This window comes from Rhodococcus mengyinensis (genome assembly GCF_048381435.1).
In the GTDB taxonomy this organism is placed as follows: domain Bacteria; phylum Actinomycetota; class Actinomycetes; order Mycobacteriales; family Mycobacteriaceae; genus Rhodococcus_F; species Rhodococcus_F opacus_D.
In genome coordinates, this window is record NZ_JBLWIT010000038.1 from 426159 (window position 1) to 443354 (window position 17196).

The following is a 17196-nucleotide window of genomic DNA, read 5'->3' on the forward strand; positions in this document are numbered from 1 at the left end:
TCTACTCCAGAATCAGCTTGGCGGAAGTTTCGAGTCGATCGGCGAATTGGGCGTAGGACCCGTATCCCATTCCGGCGCGGACCAGGCCACCGGCGTACAGCAGCTCCAGCGCCTCGAGGACGTCGGGATCGTGGCCCTCGCCCAGTGCGGTGGCGAGGCGGTCGCGGATCTCCAGCCCGATGCGGGCGCGGAGGTGTTCCACGTCGGGGTCGCGGCCGAGCAGCGCGTTGGTGACGGCTCCGGCGAGTTCGGGTTCGTCCGCCACCAGGAGAGCAATGTGGCGGAGCACGGCGACCACGCGTCCGGTGCGATCGAGTCCCTCGTCCACCGGCTGCGGTGAGGCGGCGAGGCGCCGCCAGAAGACCTCGGCGACGAGGTGCTCCTTGGACGAGAAGTACGTGTAGGCCGTCGCGGGCGCGACCCCGGCGATGCCGGCCACCGAGCGGACCGTGAGTCCCGCGAATCCCTCTTCGCGCAGTACTTCGACTGCCGCTTTGGTGAGGCGGTCGACGGTGTCGGCCTGCTTCTCGGTCAGACGGCGGCGGGTGGACTCGAAATTCATACTACTGGACACGTGTCTGGACGCTACTACAGTTACCGTCGGCTGGCAACGAAAATCGGACTCTCACACGGGACTGCGCGGGTGAATTCGCACGGGCATCGTCTTGATGCCGCTGATGAAATTCGACCGCAGCCGGACGACCGGCCCGGTGGGTTCCACGCGGTCGATCCGCGCGGCGAGGGTCTCGAACAGGATCTTCAATTCGAGCCGCGCCAGGTGGGCGCCGAGGCAGAAGTGCACCCCGCTACCGCCGAACGCGATCTGCGGGTTGGGGCTCCGGCCGATGTCGAACCGATACGGCTCGTCGAAGACGTCCTCGTCCCGGTTGGCGCTCGGGTAGTAGATCACCACCTTGTCGCCGGCCCTGACCAACTGATCGCCGATGTAGGCGTCCCGGGTGGCGGTGCGGCGGAAGTCCATCACCGGGGTCACCCACCGCAGGATCTCCTCCACCGCGCTCGCAGCCAGTTCCGGTTCGGACTGCAGTCGTCGCCACTGGTCGGGATGGTCGATGAAGGCCTGCATCCCACCGGCGGTCGCGTTGCGCGTCGTTTCGTTCCCCGCCACCACGAGCAGGACGAAGAACATGTTGAATTCCATCTCGGTGAGCGTGTCGCCGTTCTCGTCCGGCTGCACGAGCTTGGTGACGATGTCGTCACGAGGCTCGATGCGGCGTTGCGCCGCAAGCGCGTTGGCGTACAGGAAGATCTCGGCCGCGGCCATCTCGCCGTCCGCCTGGGTGGTGCCGTACTCGGGATCGTCGAAGCCGATCATCCGGTTGGACCAGTCGTAGAGCTTGTCCACGTCCCCGGCGGGCGCACCCAGCAGCGCCGCGATGACCTCGAGCGGCAACGGCGCCGCCGCCTCAGGAACGAAGTCGACGTCGCGTGCCTCGAGCAGCCGATCGACGATCCGGGCACAGATGTCACGGATGTGACCCTCGAGCACTTTGACTGTGCGCGGGGTGAATCCGCGGCTGACGAGCTGCCGCAGCCGGGTGTGATCGGGCGGGTCGAGGTTGACGAGCATGGCGGCCTGCTTCGCGCGGGTCTGCTCGTCGAAATCGTCGATCTGAGTGGTGCCCACCGCCGACGAGAACGTCGCGCTGTCGCGGGACACGGCGACGACGTCGGCATGCTTCGTCACCGCCCAGAACCCGGTACCGTTCTCCTCGGGCTGCCAATAGACGGGTTCGCTCGCCCGCAGGTGGTCGAAGAACGCGTAGGGGACCCCTTCCGCGTAGACGTCGGGGGATTTGAGATCAATCCGAGACGCGGTCATACACTGCTCCTCGATCGATAAACGAATGGGATGCGTCTTAAACTACACACTTTCATTTGTAATGGAAGCCCTTATGCTGGGCCCATGGTGAAAGGGCAGAACGGACCGATCCGACGTCGCACACTCACGCGAGACAAGGTCGTGGATGCCGCAATCGAGATCATCGACGAACTCGGCTGGGAGTCACTGTCGATGACGAGTCTCTCCGCCCGGCTGAACGTCGTCACCGCGTCGCTCTACAACCACGTCCGCAACCTCGACGACATCCGCGGTGCGGTTCAGGTGCGCACCATGGCGGAACTCGGTGCGCACCTGCGCGAGATCGCGATGGGCCGAAGCGGTCCCGACGGCCTCCGCGCGCTCGTGGACGCGCACCGCGTCTGGGCGACCGAGCATCCGCATCGGTATCAGACGCTGACCACCAGCCCGGTGGACCGGGACGCTTTCATCTCCGCCGCACTGGACGCCAACACGGCGCTGCGCACGATGCTGGCATCGTGCGGACTGCCGCCCGAGGACACCCTCGACGCGGCCGTGAGCATCTTCGCCGCCATGCACGGTTTCGTCATGCTCGTGAACACCGACTTCCTCGGCGACGAGCTGGACCTGGACTCGATCTACGAATCCGTGCTGCTGGGAGCACTGTCCAGCGTCGGGTGGCCGGAGCGAACGCGCACACCGTCCTGACGTGATCGGACGACGACGGCCCGACGTCCGGCTCCGTCAGGCGTCCTCCCACGGCTGGGTTCCCTGCCCGACCTCGTAACCGTGCTTCGGCCGGTTCAAGGTCTTGTCGGCCTGACCGACCTCGACCATGTCTTTCGCGATGGCCGTTCTCCTGGTGGCGTCGTCGACCCGACTGGTGATCGGGGAAAGTTTCTCGTCCAACTTCTCCTTCGCCTTCAATGCGGGATCGGACAAGAACTCCAGGTATTCCTTCAGCCGGTTGGTCAGCTCCTCGATCTCACGCACGAGAGTCATCACCAAATCGGCCACCTTGTAGATGGTGTGTGCGATCGATGCGACCTGCGCGGAAGTGCCGATGACCGGCACCTTCTTCACCAAGAATTTGAGTTTGTCCAAGACACCGTCCAAGCTCACCTCGGCCTCGAGTAGCTCGGCCAGCTTCTCGACCGCGGTTCTCACCGCATCCCTGATCTTGTCGGCCACCATCTCCAGGGCGAGGGCGAGGATGCGGCCGACGGGGCCCTCCCACTTCATCGCCGTACTCTGCAGGCGCGCATAGTCGTCGAATGCCACAGCCGCCTTACCGTCCCAGTACTCGCCGACACGATTGAGGCCGTCATCCATGTTCCTGGCGGATGCTTCGAAAGCGTTCCCGGCGATCTTGTACGTCTCGCCGATTCGTTTCAGTTCGCTCCAGTTACCGCTGATCGGGGCCAGAACGTACTCGAGCGGATTCCATTCCTTTCCGGCGATCCGGGTGACGTTCTTGATGGATTCGTTCACGTCCCCCAGCCAGCCCGCGGCCTCGGTGACGATCGCGCCGACATCCTCCTTGTTGGCCACCGGATCGTCCAGCTTGACTTCCTCAGGCTTGGGGTAACTGACCGGCGAACCGTAAGCCTCGGTGATACCGGGCATTTCGGCATACGATCCGAACTCTACCGTTCCGTCACCGACGTAACGGGTATGCGCGTTCAGCGCGTCATAGTTCTTCGTTTCCTGGTCGTGGTACATCCAGGCGGCCTTGTTCAGTTCGACACCCGTGTCGACATTCTGCTTCGCGATATCGGCCATGCGCGTTGTGGTGGCATCGGAAAGTACGACGAACGGAGTCAGCAAGGAACTGATGATCGCACCCGAGAAGTCCGCACTCGGCGGTCCGTTCTTGCCGACGAAATCGGCGATCCGTCGACTGTCCGCGCCGATCTCGTCGAAGGACTTGGCGAGACCCGCGATCTGGTCGGGTCTTGCTTTGAGCTGCTCACCCATGACTTTTCCATCCCCCGTCCGTCATTCGGTTTTGTTCATTGACCTGATGATTGTGTCGACATCGTTCTCGGAGAGGGAATTCGGCAGTCCGACGTGGTGCTTAACCATGAAGACCATCACCTCTGCGGTGGAATAGGCCGGAGTGGCGACGACGTCGAACCCAGCTCGGGTGGGGTCGCAGGAGTGGTCGCGAGGGATGTCGGTGACGGTGGCGGTGTAACGAACGGCAGGTCTGCCGGAGACCGCGAAGTTGAAAGGACCCCGAATTTCAACCTTCGGCTTGTTGTCGGCTTCGTCCGAGAAGATCCGATCCGCCTTGCCGACTGCATCAAGGGCAGCCGAATCGAGACCGACACCGTTTCGCCCGGTAGCACCCACGTCGGCCAAGGTCGAACCCTTGTTCTCCGGGCAGTAGTTGTATCCGTAGTCGCTGACAGCTCCATAGCCGGCGATAGTTCCATCGTCGTCGCTCCAGCTCATTACGCCGCTGTTGCTGGGACGCCAGTCGTCGCTGCCGGGGACGGTGTAGGTGAGTCCGAACTTGGTGGGAACCGGCTGGGGCTGACCGTCGGACGCCTCGATCATCGGCGGCGGGAATTCCATCGACGGAAAGCCGGGCGGTAGCGGCGCGACCGTCGTGCTCGGGCCGGACGGAGGTGAAGGCGCCCATGACGAAGCCGCCTCTTCCGTCGCCTTCGCGTCGTCGGCATACGGGTTGCCCACCCACATCACGATGGTCATGACCGCAACGAGCGCGGCGGCGGCCAGAACGATGTTCCTGAGCGGTTTCAGCACACCGTACTTCTCGAGAAGCTTGAAGAATCCCACCACCGGTGGAGGGTACCCTGTACGGGTTTGCCCGACGTTCCCAGCCTCAACCGGGATGACTGCAGGCGAAACGCTCGTTGGTACGAGTCATATACCGCAGCAAGGGAAGTAACGATAAGCTTCGGCGCCGCGGTAACGCTGCGACATCATTCACGCGATCCAGCCAGGGGGAAGAGTATGAGGGAACGGGATCTGGACCCCGCGGTGGAAGCGGCATTCCGCACGCTGTCCGACGCGGCCGATCGCCTGGAAACTGTTCGCATCCGTACCGAGCGCACAGAGGTCGCGGACCTCGTCGACGAACCAACCCCGGTCACCGACGGCGTGATGTTCGAGTTGGCCGCGATGCCGCATTCCTCACCCGAGCTGAAAACGTACGCCGCACGCGTCTACAACGGTGAATGCACTTGGTCCGAGATCGAGCGTGCTTGGCCGCTGCCGCCCGAAGTCACCGAACTGAAGAACTCGCGATACTTCACCTGGCTCTGGACGCCGTCGGCTCCGCCACCCGAGCCGAAAGGTGCCGCCACCGTCGGCCCCACCGATTGGCCCGACGACTACGACGAGTACCCGACGCCGAAGTCGTGGCTCGTGTGATTACCTGGTTGCGACGAACCCACCAACTCCGCCAGCTCGTCGAGCGACCACGGCGGCGCGGTCTCGTGGTCGCGGTAGGCCAGGACCGTCGGAGCCGGCCGGTCGAATCTGCCGACGAAGCACCCTGATCCGGCGAAGATTCCGCCGGTGATGCCGGCGGCGAGGTCGCTGGCCAGGAACGCGTACAGCTGGGCGACGTAGTCGGCGGGTGCCGGATGCAGCGAGCCGTAGCGCGTTGCGTCGTCGAGCATCCCCCGCCCGTGCAGTTCCTCGATGTGCTGCTCGTACTCCGCCCCCACGGACAGGCGGGTCCTGGCACCGGGGCACACGACGTTGGCGCGGACGCCGGACTCGGCCAGTTCGGCCGCGATCGCGAGGGTCAGGCTGTTGACCGCCCCCTTGCCGGCGGGATATCCGGTTCCGCCGTAGTCGCCGAGGAACGCGAACGAACTCGTGTTCACGATCGCTCCGCGCCCCCGTTCGGCCATCAGGGGCGCCGCGGCCCGGCACGTGCGGAACGTCGCCGTCAGGTGCGCATCGACGAGTTCGCGCCACTGCTCGTCGGTGACGGTGAGGATGGACGACCCGGCAGGCTCCGCGACGCCGGCGCAGTTGATCAGCACGTCCACCTGGCCGAATGCACATTCCGCGGCGTCGACCAGCGCCTCCGCGACGCCGTCGGCGGCGGCCGAACCAGCCACCGCGATCGCCCGGTCACCGCCGAGCACGATCTCGCCGGCCACCTTCTCCGCCGCATCGGGATCACGGCCGTTGACCACCACGCCGGCCCCCTCTGCCGCGAGCGCGTGCGCGACGGCCCGGCCGATCCCCCGGCTCGAGCCGGTAACGACGGCGCCTCGCCCGTCCAGCCGTCTCTCCTCGCGTGAATTCATCGCACCTCCGTCGAACTCGTCATTGCGGCATCCAGTTGTTCAAACTATAGTCCAGACACATGTCCAGTTTTCGGAGATCGCTGTGACACTCACCCGATTCGGAAGCGAAAATCCATGACTCTGCGCCCCACCGACAGCTCTGCTCTCCTGATCGACGGCAAACTGATTCCCGGTTCCGGCGGCACGTTCGAGGTGATCAACCCGGCCACCGAGGAGGTACTCGGGAGGGCCGCCGACGCCACCGCGTCCGACATGGACGCCGCGATCGCCGAGGCTCGGCGAGCCTTCGACGACACCACGTGGTCCCGCGACCACGCCTTCCGCGCCCGCTGCCTGCGGCAGCTGCGGGACGTACTGCAGTCCCACATCGAGGAACTGCGCGACATCACCATCGCCGAGGTCGGCGCCCCCGCCTTCCTCACCAGCGGACCGCAACTCGAAGGCCCGGTCGCCGACCTCGGGTATTTTGCAGACCTCGCCGAAAGCTATTCCTGGGAACAGGATCTGGGCATCGCCGAGCCGATGGGCATCAAGACCCGCCGACGCGTCCTCAAGGAGGCCATCGGCGTGGTCGGGGCCATCACGCCGTGGAACTTCCCGCACCAGATCAACTTCGCCAAGATCGGCCCCGCACTCGCGGCCGGCAACACGGTGGTCCTCAAACCCGCGCCCGACACTCCCTGGTGCGCCGCCCTCGTCGGGCACCTGATCGCCGAGGAGACCGACCTCCCGGCCGGCGTGGTCAACATCGTCACGTCGAGCGACCATTCCCTCGGCGCTCAGCTCTCCACCGACCCCCGCGTCGACCTCGTGTCGTTCACCGGTTCGACTGCCACGGGCAAGGCCGTCATGGCGGCGGCGTCCGAGTCGCTGAAGAAGGTCTTCCTCGAACTCGGCGGCAAATCGGCGTTCATCGTGCTCGACGACGCCGACCTCGCGGGTGCGTGCGGGGTCGCCGCGTTCACAGTGTCCACCCACGCGGGGCAGGGCTGCGCCATCACCACCCGGTTGCTCGTCCCCCGCGACAAGTACGACGAGGCGGTCGAGGCCACGGCCCGGACCCTCGGCGGATTGCAGGCGGGCGATCCCAGGAAGCCCGGCACCATCTGCGGTCCCCTCATCTCCGCGCGGCAACGCGCCCGCGTCGAGGACTACCTGCGGCTCGCGCGGGAGGAAGGCGGCACGATCGTGGTCGGTGGCGGCCGACCGGCCGATCAGGACCGTGGATTCTTCGTCGAACCCACCCTGATCACCGGCCTCGACAACACCGCCCGGGTGGCTCGGGAAGAGATCTTCGGACCCGTGCTGGTGATCATTCCCCACGACGGCGACGAGGACGCGATCAGCATCGCCAACGACTCGCCGTACGGGCTGTCCGGGTCGGTGTGGGGAACGGACCCCGCACGCGTGAAGCGGGTGGTCGACGGCGTGCGCACCGGAACGCTCAGCGTCAACGGCGGCGTCTGGTATTCCGCCGACGCCCCGTTCGGCGGTTACAAGCAGTCCGGAATCGGCCGCGAGATGGGTGTGGCCGGCTTCGAGGAATACCTGGAAACCAAGCTGGTCGCGGAACCGGCCCAATAGTACGCCGGCGAGCCGGCCCGACAACACAGGAGTCAATCGATATGGGACGTTTCGACGGGAAGACCGCCATCGTCACTGGCGCCGCGCAGGGCATCGGCGAGGGCTACGCGCGCGCCCTCGCCCGCGAGGGCGCGAACGTGGTGGTGGCCGATCTCAATGCGGAGCTCGGCCAGACGGTGGCCAAGCAGATCAGCGCGGACGGCGGGACTGCGGTGTTCAAGGATGTCGACGTCGCCGACGAGGACTCGGCGAAGCAACTCGCCGAGTTCACGGTCGAGAAGTTCGGCGGCATCGACCATCTCGTGAACAATGCCGCGATCTACGGCGGCATGAAGCTCGATCTCCTCATCACCGTGCCGTGGGACTACTACAAGAAGTTCATGGCCGTGAACTTCGACGGCGCCCTCAACGTGACCCGCGCGGTGTGGCCGCACATGAACAGCGGCGGTGGCGGGTCGATCGTCAACCAGTCGTCCACGGCCGCCTGGCTGTACTCGGGTTTCTACGGACTCGCGAAGGTCGGGATCAACGGCCTCACCCAGCAACTCGCCCACGAGGTGGGTGGCATGAACATCCGGGTCAACGCCATCGCGCCCGGACCGATCGACACCGAAGCCACTCGCACCGTCACGCCGGGAAATATGGTGGCAGACATGGTCAAGACGTTGCCGCTGAAGCGGATGGGCACCCCCGACGACCTCGTCGGCGCCTGCCTGTTCCTGCTCTCCGACGAGGCGAGCTGGATCACCGGGCAGATCTTCAACGTCGACGGCGGACAGATTTTTCGATCATGACCACGACCGAGCAGGTATCCGTCGGCTACATCGGCCTCGGCGACATGGGTGCGCCCATGGCCAAGCGGCTGCTGGACCGCCCCGGCGGGCTCATCGTGTGCGACACCCGGCCGGAGGCGCTGGAACCGTTCGGCAAGGCGGGCGCGAAGGTGACGTCGAGTCCGCGGGAGGTGGCGGAGAACGCGGACGTCATCTCCGTGACCGTGCTGAACGACGAGCAGGTGCGCGCGGTCGTCACACAGCTCCTCGACACCGCGCGGCCGGGCACCGTCGTGGCAGTGCATTCCACCATCAGCGACGTCACCGCCGTCGAACTCGCCGACCGTTGCCGTGCGCACGGCGTCGACCTGATCGACGCGCCCGTGAGTGGCGGCGCACCCGGCGCCCACAAGGGGAAGCTCGCAGTGATGGTCGGGGCGGGCGACGACGCGTTCGAGAAGGTGCGGGAGCCGTTCGGGCACTGGGCCGAACTCGTCGTCCATGCCGGAGACGTGGGCGCGGGTACCCGAATGAAGCTGGCCCGCAACCTTCTGCATTTCATCTCGTTCACGGCCGCCGCCGAGGCGCAACGGCTCGCCGAGGCCGCCGGTCTCGACATCACCGAACTCGGCAAGGTCGTCCGGCACACCGACGCGATCACCGGTGGTGCCGGAGCGATCATGCTCCGCGACACCACCGACGCTCTCGACGAGAACGACAACTGGTACCCGATCATGACCCACGTCCGCGACCTCGGGGAGAAGGATTTGTCGCTGGCGATCGCGCTCGGCGAACGACTCGACGTCGCGCTGCCGCTCGCACGACTCGCGCTCACGGGCCTGGGACCGGGACTCGGCGTCGACAGCACCGTGGACAAGAAGGAGCAACCATGACCGACGACACCCGCACCCGTGGACTGGCCATGATGGAGAAGGTCTACGGATTCGAGATGCAGGACGGACCCGGCGCGCATTTCGCCGTCACCGCCGACCACCTGTTCGCCGACATCTGGTCGCGGCCCGGGCTGAGCATCCGCGACCGCCGGCTTCTCCTCCTCGGTGCCCTCACCGCGCAGGGGCTCGTCGACGTCGCCGAGATCCAGGTGGGGGCGGCCCTGCACAACGAGGAACTGGACGAGGACCAACTCCGGGAGATCGCGCTGTTCCTGTGCCACTACGTGGGCTGGCCGTTGGGGACGAAACTCGACTCGATGATCGGCGGGGTGCTACACAAGCGGAAGAAAGCGGCCAGAGCGGCCGCCCCGGACGCAGAGGCCACATGAGCACCGAACACCTGACACCAGAGCTTCTCCGACTCGCCGACTCCACGCCCGGATTCATGCCGGAGGACGAGGGGACGGCCCTGCACGAGGCCGCGATGCAGTACCTGTCTCCCGGCGGGGTGGGCGTCGAGATCGGCACGTACTGCGGTCGTTCGACGATCTATCTCGGGGCGGCGGCAAAGGCGCGGGCCGCCCGCATCGTCACGATCGATCACCATCACGGTTCCGAGGAGCATCAGCCCGGCTGGGAATATCACGAACCGGCGTTCGTCGACCCGCATACCGGCCTGCTCGACACGGTCGGCCGGTTCCGGCACACGATGGCCGATTCCGGGCTCGAGGACTACGTCGTGGGTGTGCTGGGCCGGTCGTCGACGGTGGCGACGTTCTGGCGCACTCCCGTGAACTTCGTGTTCATCGACGGCGGCCACACGTCGGAGGCGGCGTCGGCGGATCTCGGGGGGTGGGCGCCGTGGGTGAACGTCGGCGGCGCCCTGGTGATCCACGACGTGTTCCCGGACCCGGCGGACGGCGGACGCCCGCCGTTCGAGATCTACGAACGGGCCTTGGGGACAGGGCAATTCAAGGAGACGTCCGTCACCGGGTCGCTGCGCGTTCTCGAGCGGGTGGGCGGTCAGACGGGCGAACCGCTGGCGTGACAGTAGTCGCCGCAGCGGTCGAGGCCGATCGGTAGTCCCACGGGCAGCGCCGCGTCCCGGAAGATTCCGTGTCCGGGCGTGGTGCGGGACAGCGCGTCCGCGGCGAGGATCATCGCCCCGCCCGTCCACGTGGTCTGTTCGACCGGCCACCGCTTGCCGTCGCTGTAGACGAGCCCCGTCCAGTACGAGCCGTCCGGATCCCGCAGGTGCTGCATGGCAGCGAACTGTGCGAGCGCGCGGCTGTGTTCTCCCATCGCGTCGAGCGCCAGCACCAGTTCACACGTTTCGGCGCCGGTCACCCACGGCCGGTGGTCCACGCAGCGGATGCCGAGCCCCTCGACCACGAAGTCGTCCCACCGCGACGCGATGCGATCCGACGCGACCTCACCGCGGACTGCGCCCCCGAGGATCGGGTAGTACCAGTCCATCGAGTATTCGTCCTTGATCGCGAACGACTCCGGGTGCTGCCTGATCGCGTGACCCAGGGTGTATTTCGCGAACTCCCATTCCGGCTGCGGGTCGTCGACCAGCCGCGCGAGGAGCAGCCCGCAGTGCAGGCTGTGGTGAATGCTGGAGTTCCCGGTCAGCAGCGCCTCGGGGCAGTCCTGTCCGTTCTCGCCGCGGGCCCACCAGATTTCGCCGCTCGACGACTGCATGTCGACGACGAAATCGAGACCGCCCTGCACGGACGGCCACAGGGCGTCGACGAAATTCCGGTCACCGGTGACGAGGTAGTGGTGCCACACCCCCACCGCGAGGTAGGCGCAGAAGTTGCTGTCGGAATCGTGATTCTCCACGGCCCCGTCGCGGAACGTCATCGGCCACGAACCGTCCGGTCGTTGCGTGCGCCGCGACCACTCGTACGCGCCCTCCGCCTCGTCGATCAGGCCGGCGGCGGTGAGTGCCATGGCGGATTCGACGTGATCCCACGGGTCGGTGTGCCCACCGGGAAACCACGGCAGCGCCCCCGACGACTCCTGCGCTGCCGCGATCGACCGTGCTGTCTGCCTGACCTGGCTCTCCGACAACACGTTCGGTACCGACGGGACGCCGGCGGCTCTCACCGCGGCGCCTTCACCACGCTCGGTTCCCTCGGCTTCTCGAGGTAGAACACGACGCTCTTGCCGACCACAGGGTTGAGGACCTTCTCGGCGGTGCGCGTGAGCCAGGGGGCTTTCATCATGTCCCACACCAGAACCTGGTGATACGCCTTCGCGAGGGGGTTGTCGTTGTTCTCCACCCCGACCGCGCACTTGAGCCACCAGTACGGCGAATGCAGGGCGTGGGCGTGATCCCGGCCCCGGACCTGCAGGCCGGCGGCCGTCAGCTTCTCCGCCAGCTCGTCGGCGCGGTAGATGCGGACGTGGCCACCCTCCACCTCGTGGTACGCGTCGGACAGCGCCCAGCAGATCTTCTCCGGCAGCCACCGCGGAACCGTCACCGCCGCAACACCACCCGGCTTGAGGATGCGGCTCAGCTCGGCGATGGCCCGGCCGTCGCGCGGTACGTGTTCGAGGACCTCGGAGATGAGGACCACGTCGAACGTCGCATCCTCGTACGGCAGGTTCAGCGCGTCGCCGACCTCCACCCGAGCCGACGCTCCCGCGGGGACCTCACCGACCTCGGCCATCGCCACGAACATCTTCTCGACGTCCGCGAGTTCGTCGGCGTTCTGGTCGAAGGCGATGACGTCGGCGCCGCGTCGATACAGCTCGAACGAGTGCCGACCGGCGCCCGCCCCGATGTCGATCACCTTGTCGCCGGGCTTCACACCCAGCCGGTCGAAGTCCACGGTCAGCACGGTCGGCCTCCTTGACGGGTCTGCGCTATCGCATCGGCATAGGTCTGCGCGGTTTTCGCGGCCACGGCGGCCCAGCTGTAGCGCTCGAGCACGCGTCGACGGCCACCGTCACCGAGCCGGGCCCGGCGCTGCGGATCATCGAGTAACGCGCCCAGCACGTCCGCGAGTTCCTGGGGGTCGCCGGGCGTCACGAGCACACACGCCTCCTCGTCCGTTCCCACCACCTCGGGAATGGCGCCGGCGCGGCTCGCCACCAGCGGGGTGCCGCACGCCATCGCCTCGACGGCAGGCAGCGAGAAGCCCTCGTACAGCGACGGAACGCACGCGACGTCGGCCGATGCCAGCAGCGACGCCAGTTCGGCGTCGTCGATACCCGACACCGTCCGGACGACGTCGCCGATGGCCAGCTCCTCGATGAGCTTCTCCGTCACTCCCCCGGGTGCGAGCTTGGTGACCAGCACCAGTTCGACGGCGCGCTCGGTGTGCACCTTCGCGACCGCCTCGAGGAGCGTCGACACCCCCTTGAGGGGCATGTCGGCGCTGGCGACGCACACGACGCGGCCCGGAACCCGTGCGGCGGCCGGGGGTCGGAAGACCTCGGTGTCCACACCCAGCGGGATGGTCTGCAGGTTGCCGGCGGGTACGTCGAAGGCCGCGCTGATGTCGTCGGCGGAGGACTGCGACACCGTCAGCAGCGTGGGGATGGCACCCGCCACCCGCTTCTGCATCCGCAGAAATCCGTACCAGCGCCGGACCGTCACCTTGCGCCACCACTTCGCCGACGCCAGGTCCAGCTCGCGGTCGCGGGTGATCGGGTGGTGGATGGTGGCGACGACGGGGAGTCCGGCCTTCTGGAGTTGCAGCAGCCCGTAGCCGAGGCACTGGTTGTCGTGCACCACGTCGAACTCGTCGGCGCGCTCCTTCAGCAGTCGCGCGGCACGGAGGCTGAACGTGAGCGGCTCCGGGAACCCGGCCGTCCACATGGTCGCGACCTCGAGCACGTCGACGGCGTCGCGGAACTCGCGCGGGTGCGGCGTTCTGAACGGATCCGGCTCGCGATACAGGTCGAGGCTGGGGACCTTCGTCAGCGTCACCCGCGGGTCGACGTCCGGGTACGGCTGCCCCGAGAACACCTCGACCTGATGGCCGAGTTCGACCAGCTCACGGCTGAGATGGCGTACGTACACACCCTGCCCACCACAGTGGGGCTTGCTTCGATACGACAAGAGTGCGATGCGCACGGACTTCGGCCTCTCCTCGAGCAGTTGGCAAGCAATACTAGAACACGTTCCTACTCGGGTGTGCCCTCATCCCATCCAACCGCACTTACTCATCCCACCGCGGTCGACTCGCGCAATCCCTCGAGTTTTCCGGACAGGCGCCCCAGGTACGCCAGGACGTCCTCCTCGCTCCGGTCGGGCAGTCCGTACACGACCTCGGTGACGCCGAGGTCCTTCCACCGCCGCAGTTTGTCCACGTCCGGCTTGCCGTCGAGCACGACGATCCGCGGTTCGCCGTCCCGGCCGGCCTCCCTCCACATCCGTCGTAGCGAGGCGACGCGGTCGTCGATGTCCTGCTCGATCGGAGTGGTCATCCACCCGTCGGCCGATTTCACGATCCATCGGAAGTTCTTGTCGTTGCCGGCGGCGCCGACGATCACCGGAGGCACCCGGGACGGCTTGGGCCACGCCCAGCTCGGACCGAAGCTCACGAACTCGCCGTCGTAGGACGCCTCGTCCTGCGTCCACAGCGCACGCATCGCCTCGAGGTACTCGCGCAGCATCGTCCGGCGTCGTCCGGGCGGAACGTTGTGATCGGTGAGCTCGTCGAGGTTCCACCCGTACCCCACGCCGAGGATGACCCGTCCGCCGCTGAGGTGGTCGAGGGAGGCGATCGTCTTGGCCAGCGTGATCGGGTCGTGCTCGACCGGTAGCGCCACCGACGTCCCCAGTTCGATCCGCTCCGTGACCGCCGACGCCGACGCCAGCGCCACCCACGGGTCGAGGGTGCGCATGTAGCGGTCGTCGGGCAGCGACGCGTCGCCCGTCTGAGGATGCGCCGCATCGCGTTTCACCGGAATGTGCGTGTGCTCGGGCACGTAGAACGAGTCGAATCCGTTTGCCTCTGCACCCCTCGCAGCCGAGGCCGGCCCGATCCCGCGGTCACTCGTAAACAACGTAATGCCGAATTTCACGAATTCTCCTTGGCCGTGAGCCTTTTCCTTCTTGCACACTAACTTCTGGACACCTGTTTATCAATGTGTCCAAACAACTCTCCAGTTCTCCGCGCAGCCGGATGAACGGGACGCTCGTTCGATCTGAGGCAACGAGCGTCCCGTTCGTCCGGTGCAGGTGAGTGGCAATGCGTGCCCCCGCACACGTCGCCACTCACCTGCTCAGGCGCCGTAGACCGGGAGCGGGGTTTCGGCCTTGGCGAGGAGGTCGGCGACGACGGGCCCGATCTCCTTCGGTTCCCAGCGCGCACCCTTGTCCTGGGTGGGGCCGTGCCGCCAGCCCTCGGCGACGGTGATCTTGCCTCCCTCCACCTCGAACACGCGTCCGGTGACGTCCTTCGACTCCGTGCTGCCCAGCCACACGACGAGCGGGGAGATGTTCTCCGGCGCCATCGCGTCGAACCCCTCCTCGGGCGCGGCCATCGCCTCCGCCATCGCGCCGCCCGCGCCGACCGTCATCCGGGTGCGTGCGGCCGGGGCGATCGCGTTGACGGTGACGCCGTAGTTCTTCAACTCCGCGGCCGCCTGAATGGTCATCTCCGCGATCCCCGCCTTCGCGGCGGCGTAATTGCCCTGTCCGATCGAACCCTGCAGTCCGGCACCGGAACTGGTGTTGACGATCCGGGCGTCGACCGGGTTGCCCGCCTTCGCCTCGGCCCGCCAGTACGCGGCGGCGTGGCGCAGCGTCGCGAAATGCCCCTTCAGATGGACGCGCACGACGGCGTCCCACTCCTGCTCGCTCATCCCGACGAGCATGCGGTCGCGCAGGAACCCGGCATTGTTCACCAGCACGTCCAGGCGCCCGTACGTGCCGATGGCGGTGTTGATCAGGTTCTCGGCGCCGGCCCAGTCCGCGACGTCGTCACCGTTGACGACGGCCTCGCCGCCCGCGGCGACGATCTCCGCGACCACCCGCTCGGCCGGACTCTCCCCGGTGGCGGAACCGTCGACACCGGCTCCGATGTCGTTGACCACCACCTTGGCGCCCTCGGCGGCGAACGCCAGCGCATGGGCGCGTCCGATTCCGCGTCCGGCGCCCGTCACGATGACGACGCGACCGTCGACCACTCCACTCATGCCTTCTCCTCTGTAGATGCTGTCGCTGCCGCCAGGAAGGCGGGACGTTCTCCGCCGCCGTGGACGGTCAGTGTCGAACCGCTGACGTACGCCGCCAGCGGTGAAGCCAGGAACACCGCGCAGTTGCCGATGTCCTCGGGGCAGGCCATCCGGCCCAGCGGGACCGTGTCCCCGACCGCCGCGATCCCCGCCTCGTCGCCATAGTGCAGATGCGCGAGTTCGGTGCGGACCAGGCCGACGACCACCGAGTTGACCCGCACCTTGGGCGCCCACTCGACCGCGAGACTGCCGGTGAGACTGTCGACCCCCGCCTTCGCCGCACCGTACGCCGCGGTGCCGGGCGACGGTCGCGAGCCGCTGACGCTGGAGATGTTCACGATCGCACCGCCCGAATCCTGCTTCTGCATCACCGCATTCGCGACCTGCGACACCAGCAGCGGGGCGAGCAGATTCAGCTCGACGATCTTGGAGTGGAACTTCGGACTCGCATCCGCGGCGAGCGCGAACGGTGCGCCGCCGGCATTGTTGACCAGGACATCGAGCCGGCCGTGCCGCTCGACGATCCGGTCGACGAGACCCTGCACCTGCTCCGGATCACGGATGTCGCACGGCAGGAATTCGACCGCCCGGCCGTCCACCTCCACCGGCGCCTCCCCCGGCCGGCGGGCGCAGGCCACCACCGTCGCGCCCGCCCGCAGGAAGGTGCGGCTGATGCCGGCGCCCACCCCGCGAACACCGCCGGTCACGAGCACGATCGCCCCGTTCAGACCTGAATCCACGAATACCTCCGCTGTTGCATGTTCTCGCAGGCCCAGCTCAGAGCTCTCCGTCCCGCACATGTGCTAACTTACCAAGCAATCGCTTGGTTCGGTACAAGACGTTAGGAACATGCCATGGGCATCACCTCCACCACCGACGGAGACGGCATCACCACGGTCACCGTCGACTACCCGCCCGTGAACGCCATCCCGTCCCGGGGCTGGTTCGAGTTGGCCGACGCCGTACTCGACGCGGGCCGGAATCCGGACACCCACGTGGTGATCCTGCGAGCGGAGGGACGCGGGTTCAACGCCGGCGTCGACATCAAGGAAATGCAGGCCACCGACGGTTACGGCGCGCTGGTCGACGCCAACCGGGGCTGCGCGGCCGCGTTCGCCGCCGTCTACGACTGCGCCGTGCCCGTCGTGGTCGCGGTCAACGGATTCTGCGTCGGCGGCGGCGTCGGCCTGGTCGGGAACGCCGACGTGATCGTCGCGTCCGACGACGCCGTCTTCGGACTGCCCGAGGTCGACCGCGGCGCACTCGGCGCCGCCACCCACCTCGCCCGACTCGTCCCCCAGCACATGATGCGCACGCTGTACTACACGGCGCAGAACGTCACCGCCCAGCAACTCCAGCACTTCGGATCGGTGTACGAGGTGGTGCCGCGCGAGAAACTCGACGACACCGCCCGCGACATCGCCGCCACGATCGCGGCCAAGGACACCCGGGTCATCCGCTGCGCCAAAGAAGCCATCAACGGCATCGACCCCGTCGACGTGAAGACCAGTTACCGCCTCGAACAGGGCTACACCTTCGAACTCAACCTGGCCGGTGTCGCGGACGAGCACCGCGACGAGTTCGTCGAAACCGGCAAGCCCCGCTCGAACTCGAACACCAGGAAAGGCTGA

19 protein-coding genes are annotated in these 17196 nt (G+C 67.0%); 8 read left to right on the forward strand and 11 right to left on the reverse strand.

What is annotated here, in order from left to right; translation table 11 throughout:
* Window position 1: 1 nt before the first annotated feature.
* Together ACNJ7E_RS06725 and ACNJ7E_RS06730 are read right to left on the reverse strand one after the other, a co-directional pair.
* The gene (locus ACNJ7E_RS06725; RefSeq protein WP_009477736.1) at window positions 2-562 is read right to left on the reverse strand and encodes a TetR/AcrR family transcriptional regulator; all 561 of its coding nucleotides are present in this window, start codon (window positions 560-562) and stop codon (window positions 2-4) included.
* A 63-nt stretch (window positions 563-625) separates the two neighbouring features.
* Window positions 626-1843, reverse strand: a complete 1218-nt coding sequence (locus ACNJ7E_RS06730) for a cytochrome P450 (RefSeq protein WP_418339425.1) — start codon at window positions 1841-1843, stop codon at window positions 626-628.
* A gap of 84 nt (window positions 1844-1927) precedes the next feature.
* On the opposite strand from ACNJ7E_RS06730, the gene ACNJ7E_RS06735 reads away from it, so the two are divergent.
* Window positions 1928-2530 carry a TetR/AcrR family transcriptional regulator gene (locus ACNJ7E_RS06735; RefSeq protein WP_280778885.1) on the forward strand — a complete coding sequence of 201 codons (603 nt, stop codon included), beginning with the start codon at window positions 1928-1930 and terminating at the stop codon, window positions 2528-2530.
* 36 nt (window positions 2531-2566) lie between these two features.
* On the opposite strand, the gene ACNJ7E_RS06740 is transcribed toward ACNJ7E_RS06735, so the two are convergent.
* Together ACNJ7E_RS06740 and ACNJ7E_RS06745 are read right to left on the reverse strand one after the other, a co-directional pair.
* Entirely contained in the window at window positions 2567-3799 is a 1233-nt protein-coding gene (locus ACNJ7E_RS06740; protein WP_418339426.1) for a hypothetical protein, read from the reverse strand.
* A 21-nt stretch (window positions 3800-3820) separates the two neighbouring features.
* Complete coding sequence (locus ACNJ7E_RS06745; protein ID WP_418339427.1) at window positions 3821-4630, reverse strand: DUF8017 domain-containing protein; 810 nt, start codon at window positions 4628-4630, stop codon at window positions 3821-3823.
* Between the two features lie 174 nt (window positions 4631-4804).
* On the opposite strand from ACNJ7E_RS06745, the gene ACNJ7E_RS06750 reads away from it, so the two are divergent.
* Window positions 4805-5224 carry a hypothetical protein gene (locus ACNJ7E_RS06750; RefSeq protein ID WP_418339428.1) on the forward strand — a complete coding sequence of 140 codons (420 nt, stop codon included), beginning with the start codon at window positions 4805-4807 and terminating at the stop codon, window positions 5222-5224.
* Here ACNJ7E_RS06750 and ACNJ7E_RS06755 read toward each other — a convergent pair.
* A complete protein-coding gene (locus ACNJ7E_RS06755) occupies window positions 5185-6117 on the reverse strand; it encodes an SDR family NAD(P)-dependent oxidoreductase (RefSeq protein ID WP_418339429.1) in 933 nt (310 codons plus the stop codon). The genes ACNJ7E_RS06750 and ACNJ7E_RS06755 overlap by 40 nt on opposite strands.
* A gap of 114 nt (window positions 6118-6231) precedes the next feature.
* Here ACNJ7E_RS06755 and ACNJ7E_RS06760 point away from each other — a divergent pair, with 114 nt between their 5' ends.
* The 5 genes from ACNJ7E_RS06760 to ACNJ7E_RS06780 are packed head-to-tail and all read left to right on the forward strand — an operon-like array spanning window position 6232 to window position 10415.
* On the forward strand, window positions 6232-7701 hold the full coding sequence (locus ACNJ7E_RS06760) for an aldehyde dehydrogenase (protein WP_418339430.1): 1470 nt from the start codon (window positions 6232-6234) through the stop codon (window positions 7699-7701).
* Between the two features lie 41 nt (window positions 7702-7742).
* Window positions 7743-8495 (forward strand): SDR family oxidoreductase, encoded by a 753-nt coding sequence (locus tag ACNJ7E_RS06765; protein WP_280778891.1) that lies wholly within the window; start codon window positions 7743-7745, stop codon window positions 8493-8495.
* Entirely contained in the window at window positions 8492-9367 is an 876-nt protein-coding gene (locus ACNJ7E_RS06770; RefSeq protein ID WP_418339431.1) for an NAD(P)-dependent oxidoreductase, read from the forward strand. The genes ACNJ7E_RS06765 and ACNJ7E_RS06770 overlap by 4 nt, the downstream gene beginning before the upstream one ends.
* Complete coding sequence (locus tag ACNJ7E_RS06775; RefSeq protein ID WP_005244588.1) at window positions 9364-9756, forward strand: carboxymuconolactone decarboxylase family protein; 393 nt, start codon at window positions 9364-9366, stop codon at window positions 9754-9756. The genes ACNJ7E_RS06770 and ACNJ7E_RS06775 overlap by 4 nt, the downstream gene beginning before the upstream one ends.
* On the forward strand, window positions 9753-10415 hold the full coding sequence (locus tag ACNJ7E_RS06780) for a class I SAM-dependent methyltransferase (RefSeq protein ID WP_280778893.1): 663 nt from the start codon (window positions 9753-9755) through the stop codon (window positions 10413-10415). Before ACNJ7E_RS06775 ends, ACNJ7E_RS06780 begins: the two co-directional genes overlap by 4 nt.
* Here ACNJ7E_RS06780 and ACNJ7E_RS06785 read toward each other — a convergent pair.
* The 6 genes from ACNJ7E_RS06785 to ACNJ7E_RS06810 all read right to left on the reverse strand — a co-directional run bounded on the left by ACNJ7E_RS06785 (window position 10391) and on the right by ACNJ7E_RS06810 (window position 16305).
* Window positions 10391-11479 (reverse strand): prenyltransferase/squalene oxidase repeat-containing protein, encoded by a 1089-nt coding sequence (locus ACNJ7E_RS06785; RefSeq protein WP_418339432.1) that lies wholly within the window; start codon window positions 11477-11479, stop codon window positions 10391-10393. The two genes, ACNJ7E_RS06780 and ACNJ7E_RS06785, sit on opposite strands and share 25 nt — an antisense overlap.
* Window positions 11476-12216: a class I SAM-dependent methyltransferase gene (locus ACNJ7E_RS06790; protein WP_418339433.1), complete on the reverse strand. Its 741-nt coding sequence runs from the start codon at window positions 12214-12216 to the stop codon at window positions 11476-11478. The genes ACNJ7E_RS06785 and ACNJ7E_RS06790 overlap by 4 nt, the downstream gene beginning before the upstream one ends.
* A complete protein-coding gene (locus tag ACNJ7E_RS06795; protein ID WP_418339434.1) occupies window positions 12210-13457 on the reverse strand; it encodes a glycosyltransferase family 4 protein in 1248 nt (415 codons plus the stop codon). Before ACNJ7E_RS06795 ends, ACNJ7E_RS06790 begins: the two co-directional genes overlap by 7 nt.
* 89 nt (window positions 13458-13546) lie before the next feature.
* A complete protein-coding gene (locus ACNJ7E_RS06800; RefSeq protein WP_280778897.1) occupies window positions 13547-14410 on the reverse strand; it encodes an LLM class F420-dependent oxidoreductase in 864 nt (287 codons plus the stop codon).
* Window positions 14411-14611: 201 nt separating this feature from the next.
* The gene (locus ACNJ7E_RS06805; protein ID WP_418339435.1) at window positions 14612-15526 is read right to left on the reverse strand and encodes an SDR family oxidoreductase; all 915 of its coding nucleotides are present in this window, start codon (window positions 15524-15526) and stop codon (window positions 14612-14614) included.
* Entirely contained in the window at window positions 15523-16305 is a 783-nt protein-coding gene (locus ACNJ7E_RS06810) for an SDR family oxidoreductase (protein WP_418339436.1), read from the reverse strand. The genes ACNJ7E_RS06805 and ACNJ7E_RS06810 overlap by 4 nt, the downstream gene beginning before the upstream one ends.
* A 114-nt stretch (window positions 16306-16419) precedes the next feature.
* On the opposite strand from ACNJ7E_RS06810, the gene echA20 reads away from it, so the two are divergent.
* Window positions 16420-17196 (forward strand): (7aS)-7a-methyl-1,5-dioxo-2,3,5,6,7,7a-hexahydro-1H-indene-carboxyl-CoA hydrolase, encoded by a 777-nt coding sequence (gene echA20 / locus ACNJ7E_RS06815; protein WP_418339437.1) that lies wholly within the window; start codon window positions 16420-16422, stop codon window positions 17194-17196.

Excerpts from the sequence above, each read along its gene's own strand:
- ACNJ7E_RS06765 (WP_280778891.1), top strand. The coding sequence starts at position 7,743 with ATGGGACGTTTCGACGGGAAGACCGCCATCGTCACTGGCGCCGCGCAG.
- ACNJ7E_RS06755 (WP_418339429.1), bottom strand. The coding sequence starts at position 6,117 with ATGAATTCACGCGAGGAGAGACGGCTGGACGGGCGAGGCGCCGTCGTT.
- ACNJ7E_RS06730 (WP_418339425.1), bottom strand. The coding sequence starts at position 1,843 with ATGACCGCGTCTCGGATTGATCTCAAATCCCCCGACGTCTACGCGGAA.
- ACNJ7E_RS06725 (WP_009477736.1), bottom strand. The coding sequence starts at position 562 with ATGAATTTCGAGTCCACCCGCCGCCGTCTGACCGAGAAGCAGGCCGAC.
- ACNJ7E_RS06740 (WP_418339426.1), bottom strand. The coding sequence starts at position 3,799 with ATGGGTGAGCAGCTCAAAGCAAGACCCGACCAGATCGCGGGTCTCGCC.
- ACNJ7E_RS06805 (WP_418339435.1), bottom strand. The coding sequence starts at position 15,526 with ATGAGTGGAGTGGTCGACGGTCGCGTCGTCATCGTGACGGGCGCCGGA.
- ACNJ7E_RS06780 (WP_280778893.1), top strand. The coding sequence starts at position 9,753 with ATGAGCACCGAACACCTGACACCAGAGCTTCTCCGACTCGCCGACTCC.
- echA20 (WP_418339437.1), top strand. The coding sequence starts at position 16,420 with ATGGGCATCACCTCCACCACCGACGGAGACGGCATCACCACGGTCACC.
- ACNJ7E_RS06760 (WP_418339430.1), top strand. The coding sequence starts at position 6,232 with ATGACTCTGCGCCCCACCGACAGCTCTGCTCTCCTGATCGACGGCAAA.
- ACNJ7E_RS06735 (WP_280778885.1), top strand. The coding sequence starts at position 1,928 with ATGGTGAAAGGGCAGAACGGACCGATCCGACGTCGCACACTCACGCGA.
- ACNJ7E_RS06775 (WP_005244588.1), top strand. The coding sequence starts at position 9,364 with ATGACCGACGACACCCGCACCCGTGGACTGGCCATGATGGAGAAGGTC.
- ACNJ7E_RS06750 (WP_418339428.1), top strand. The coding sequence starts at position 4,805 with ATGAGGGAACGGGATCTGGACCCCGCGGTGGAAGCGGCATTCCGCACG.
- ACNJ7E_RS06770 (WP_418339431.1), top strand. The coding sequence starts at position 8,492 with ATGACCACGACCGAGCAGGTATCCGTCGGCTACATCGGCCTCGGCGAC.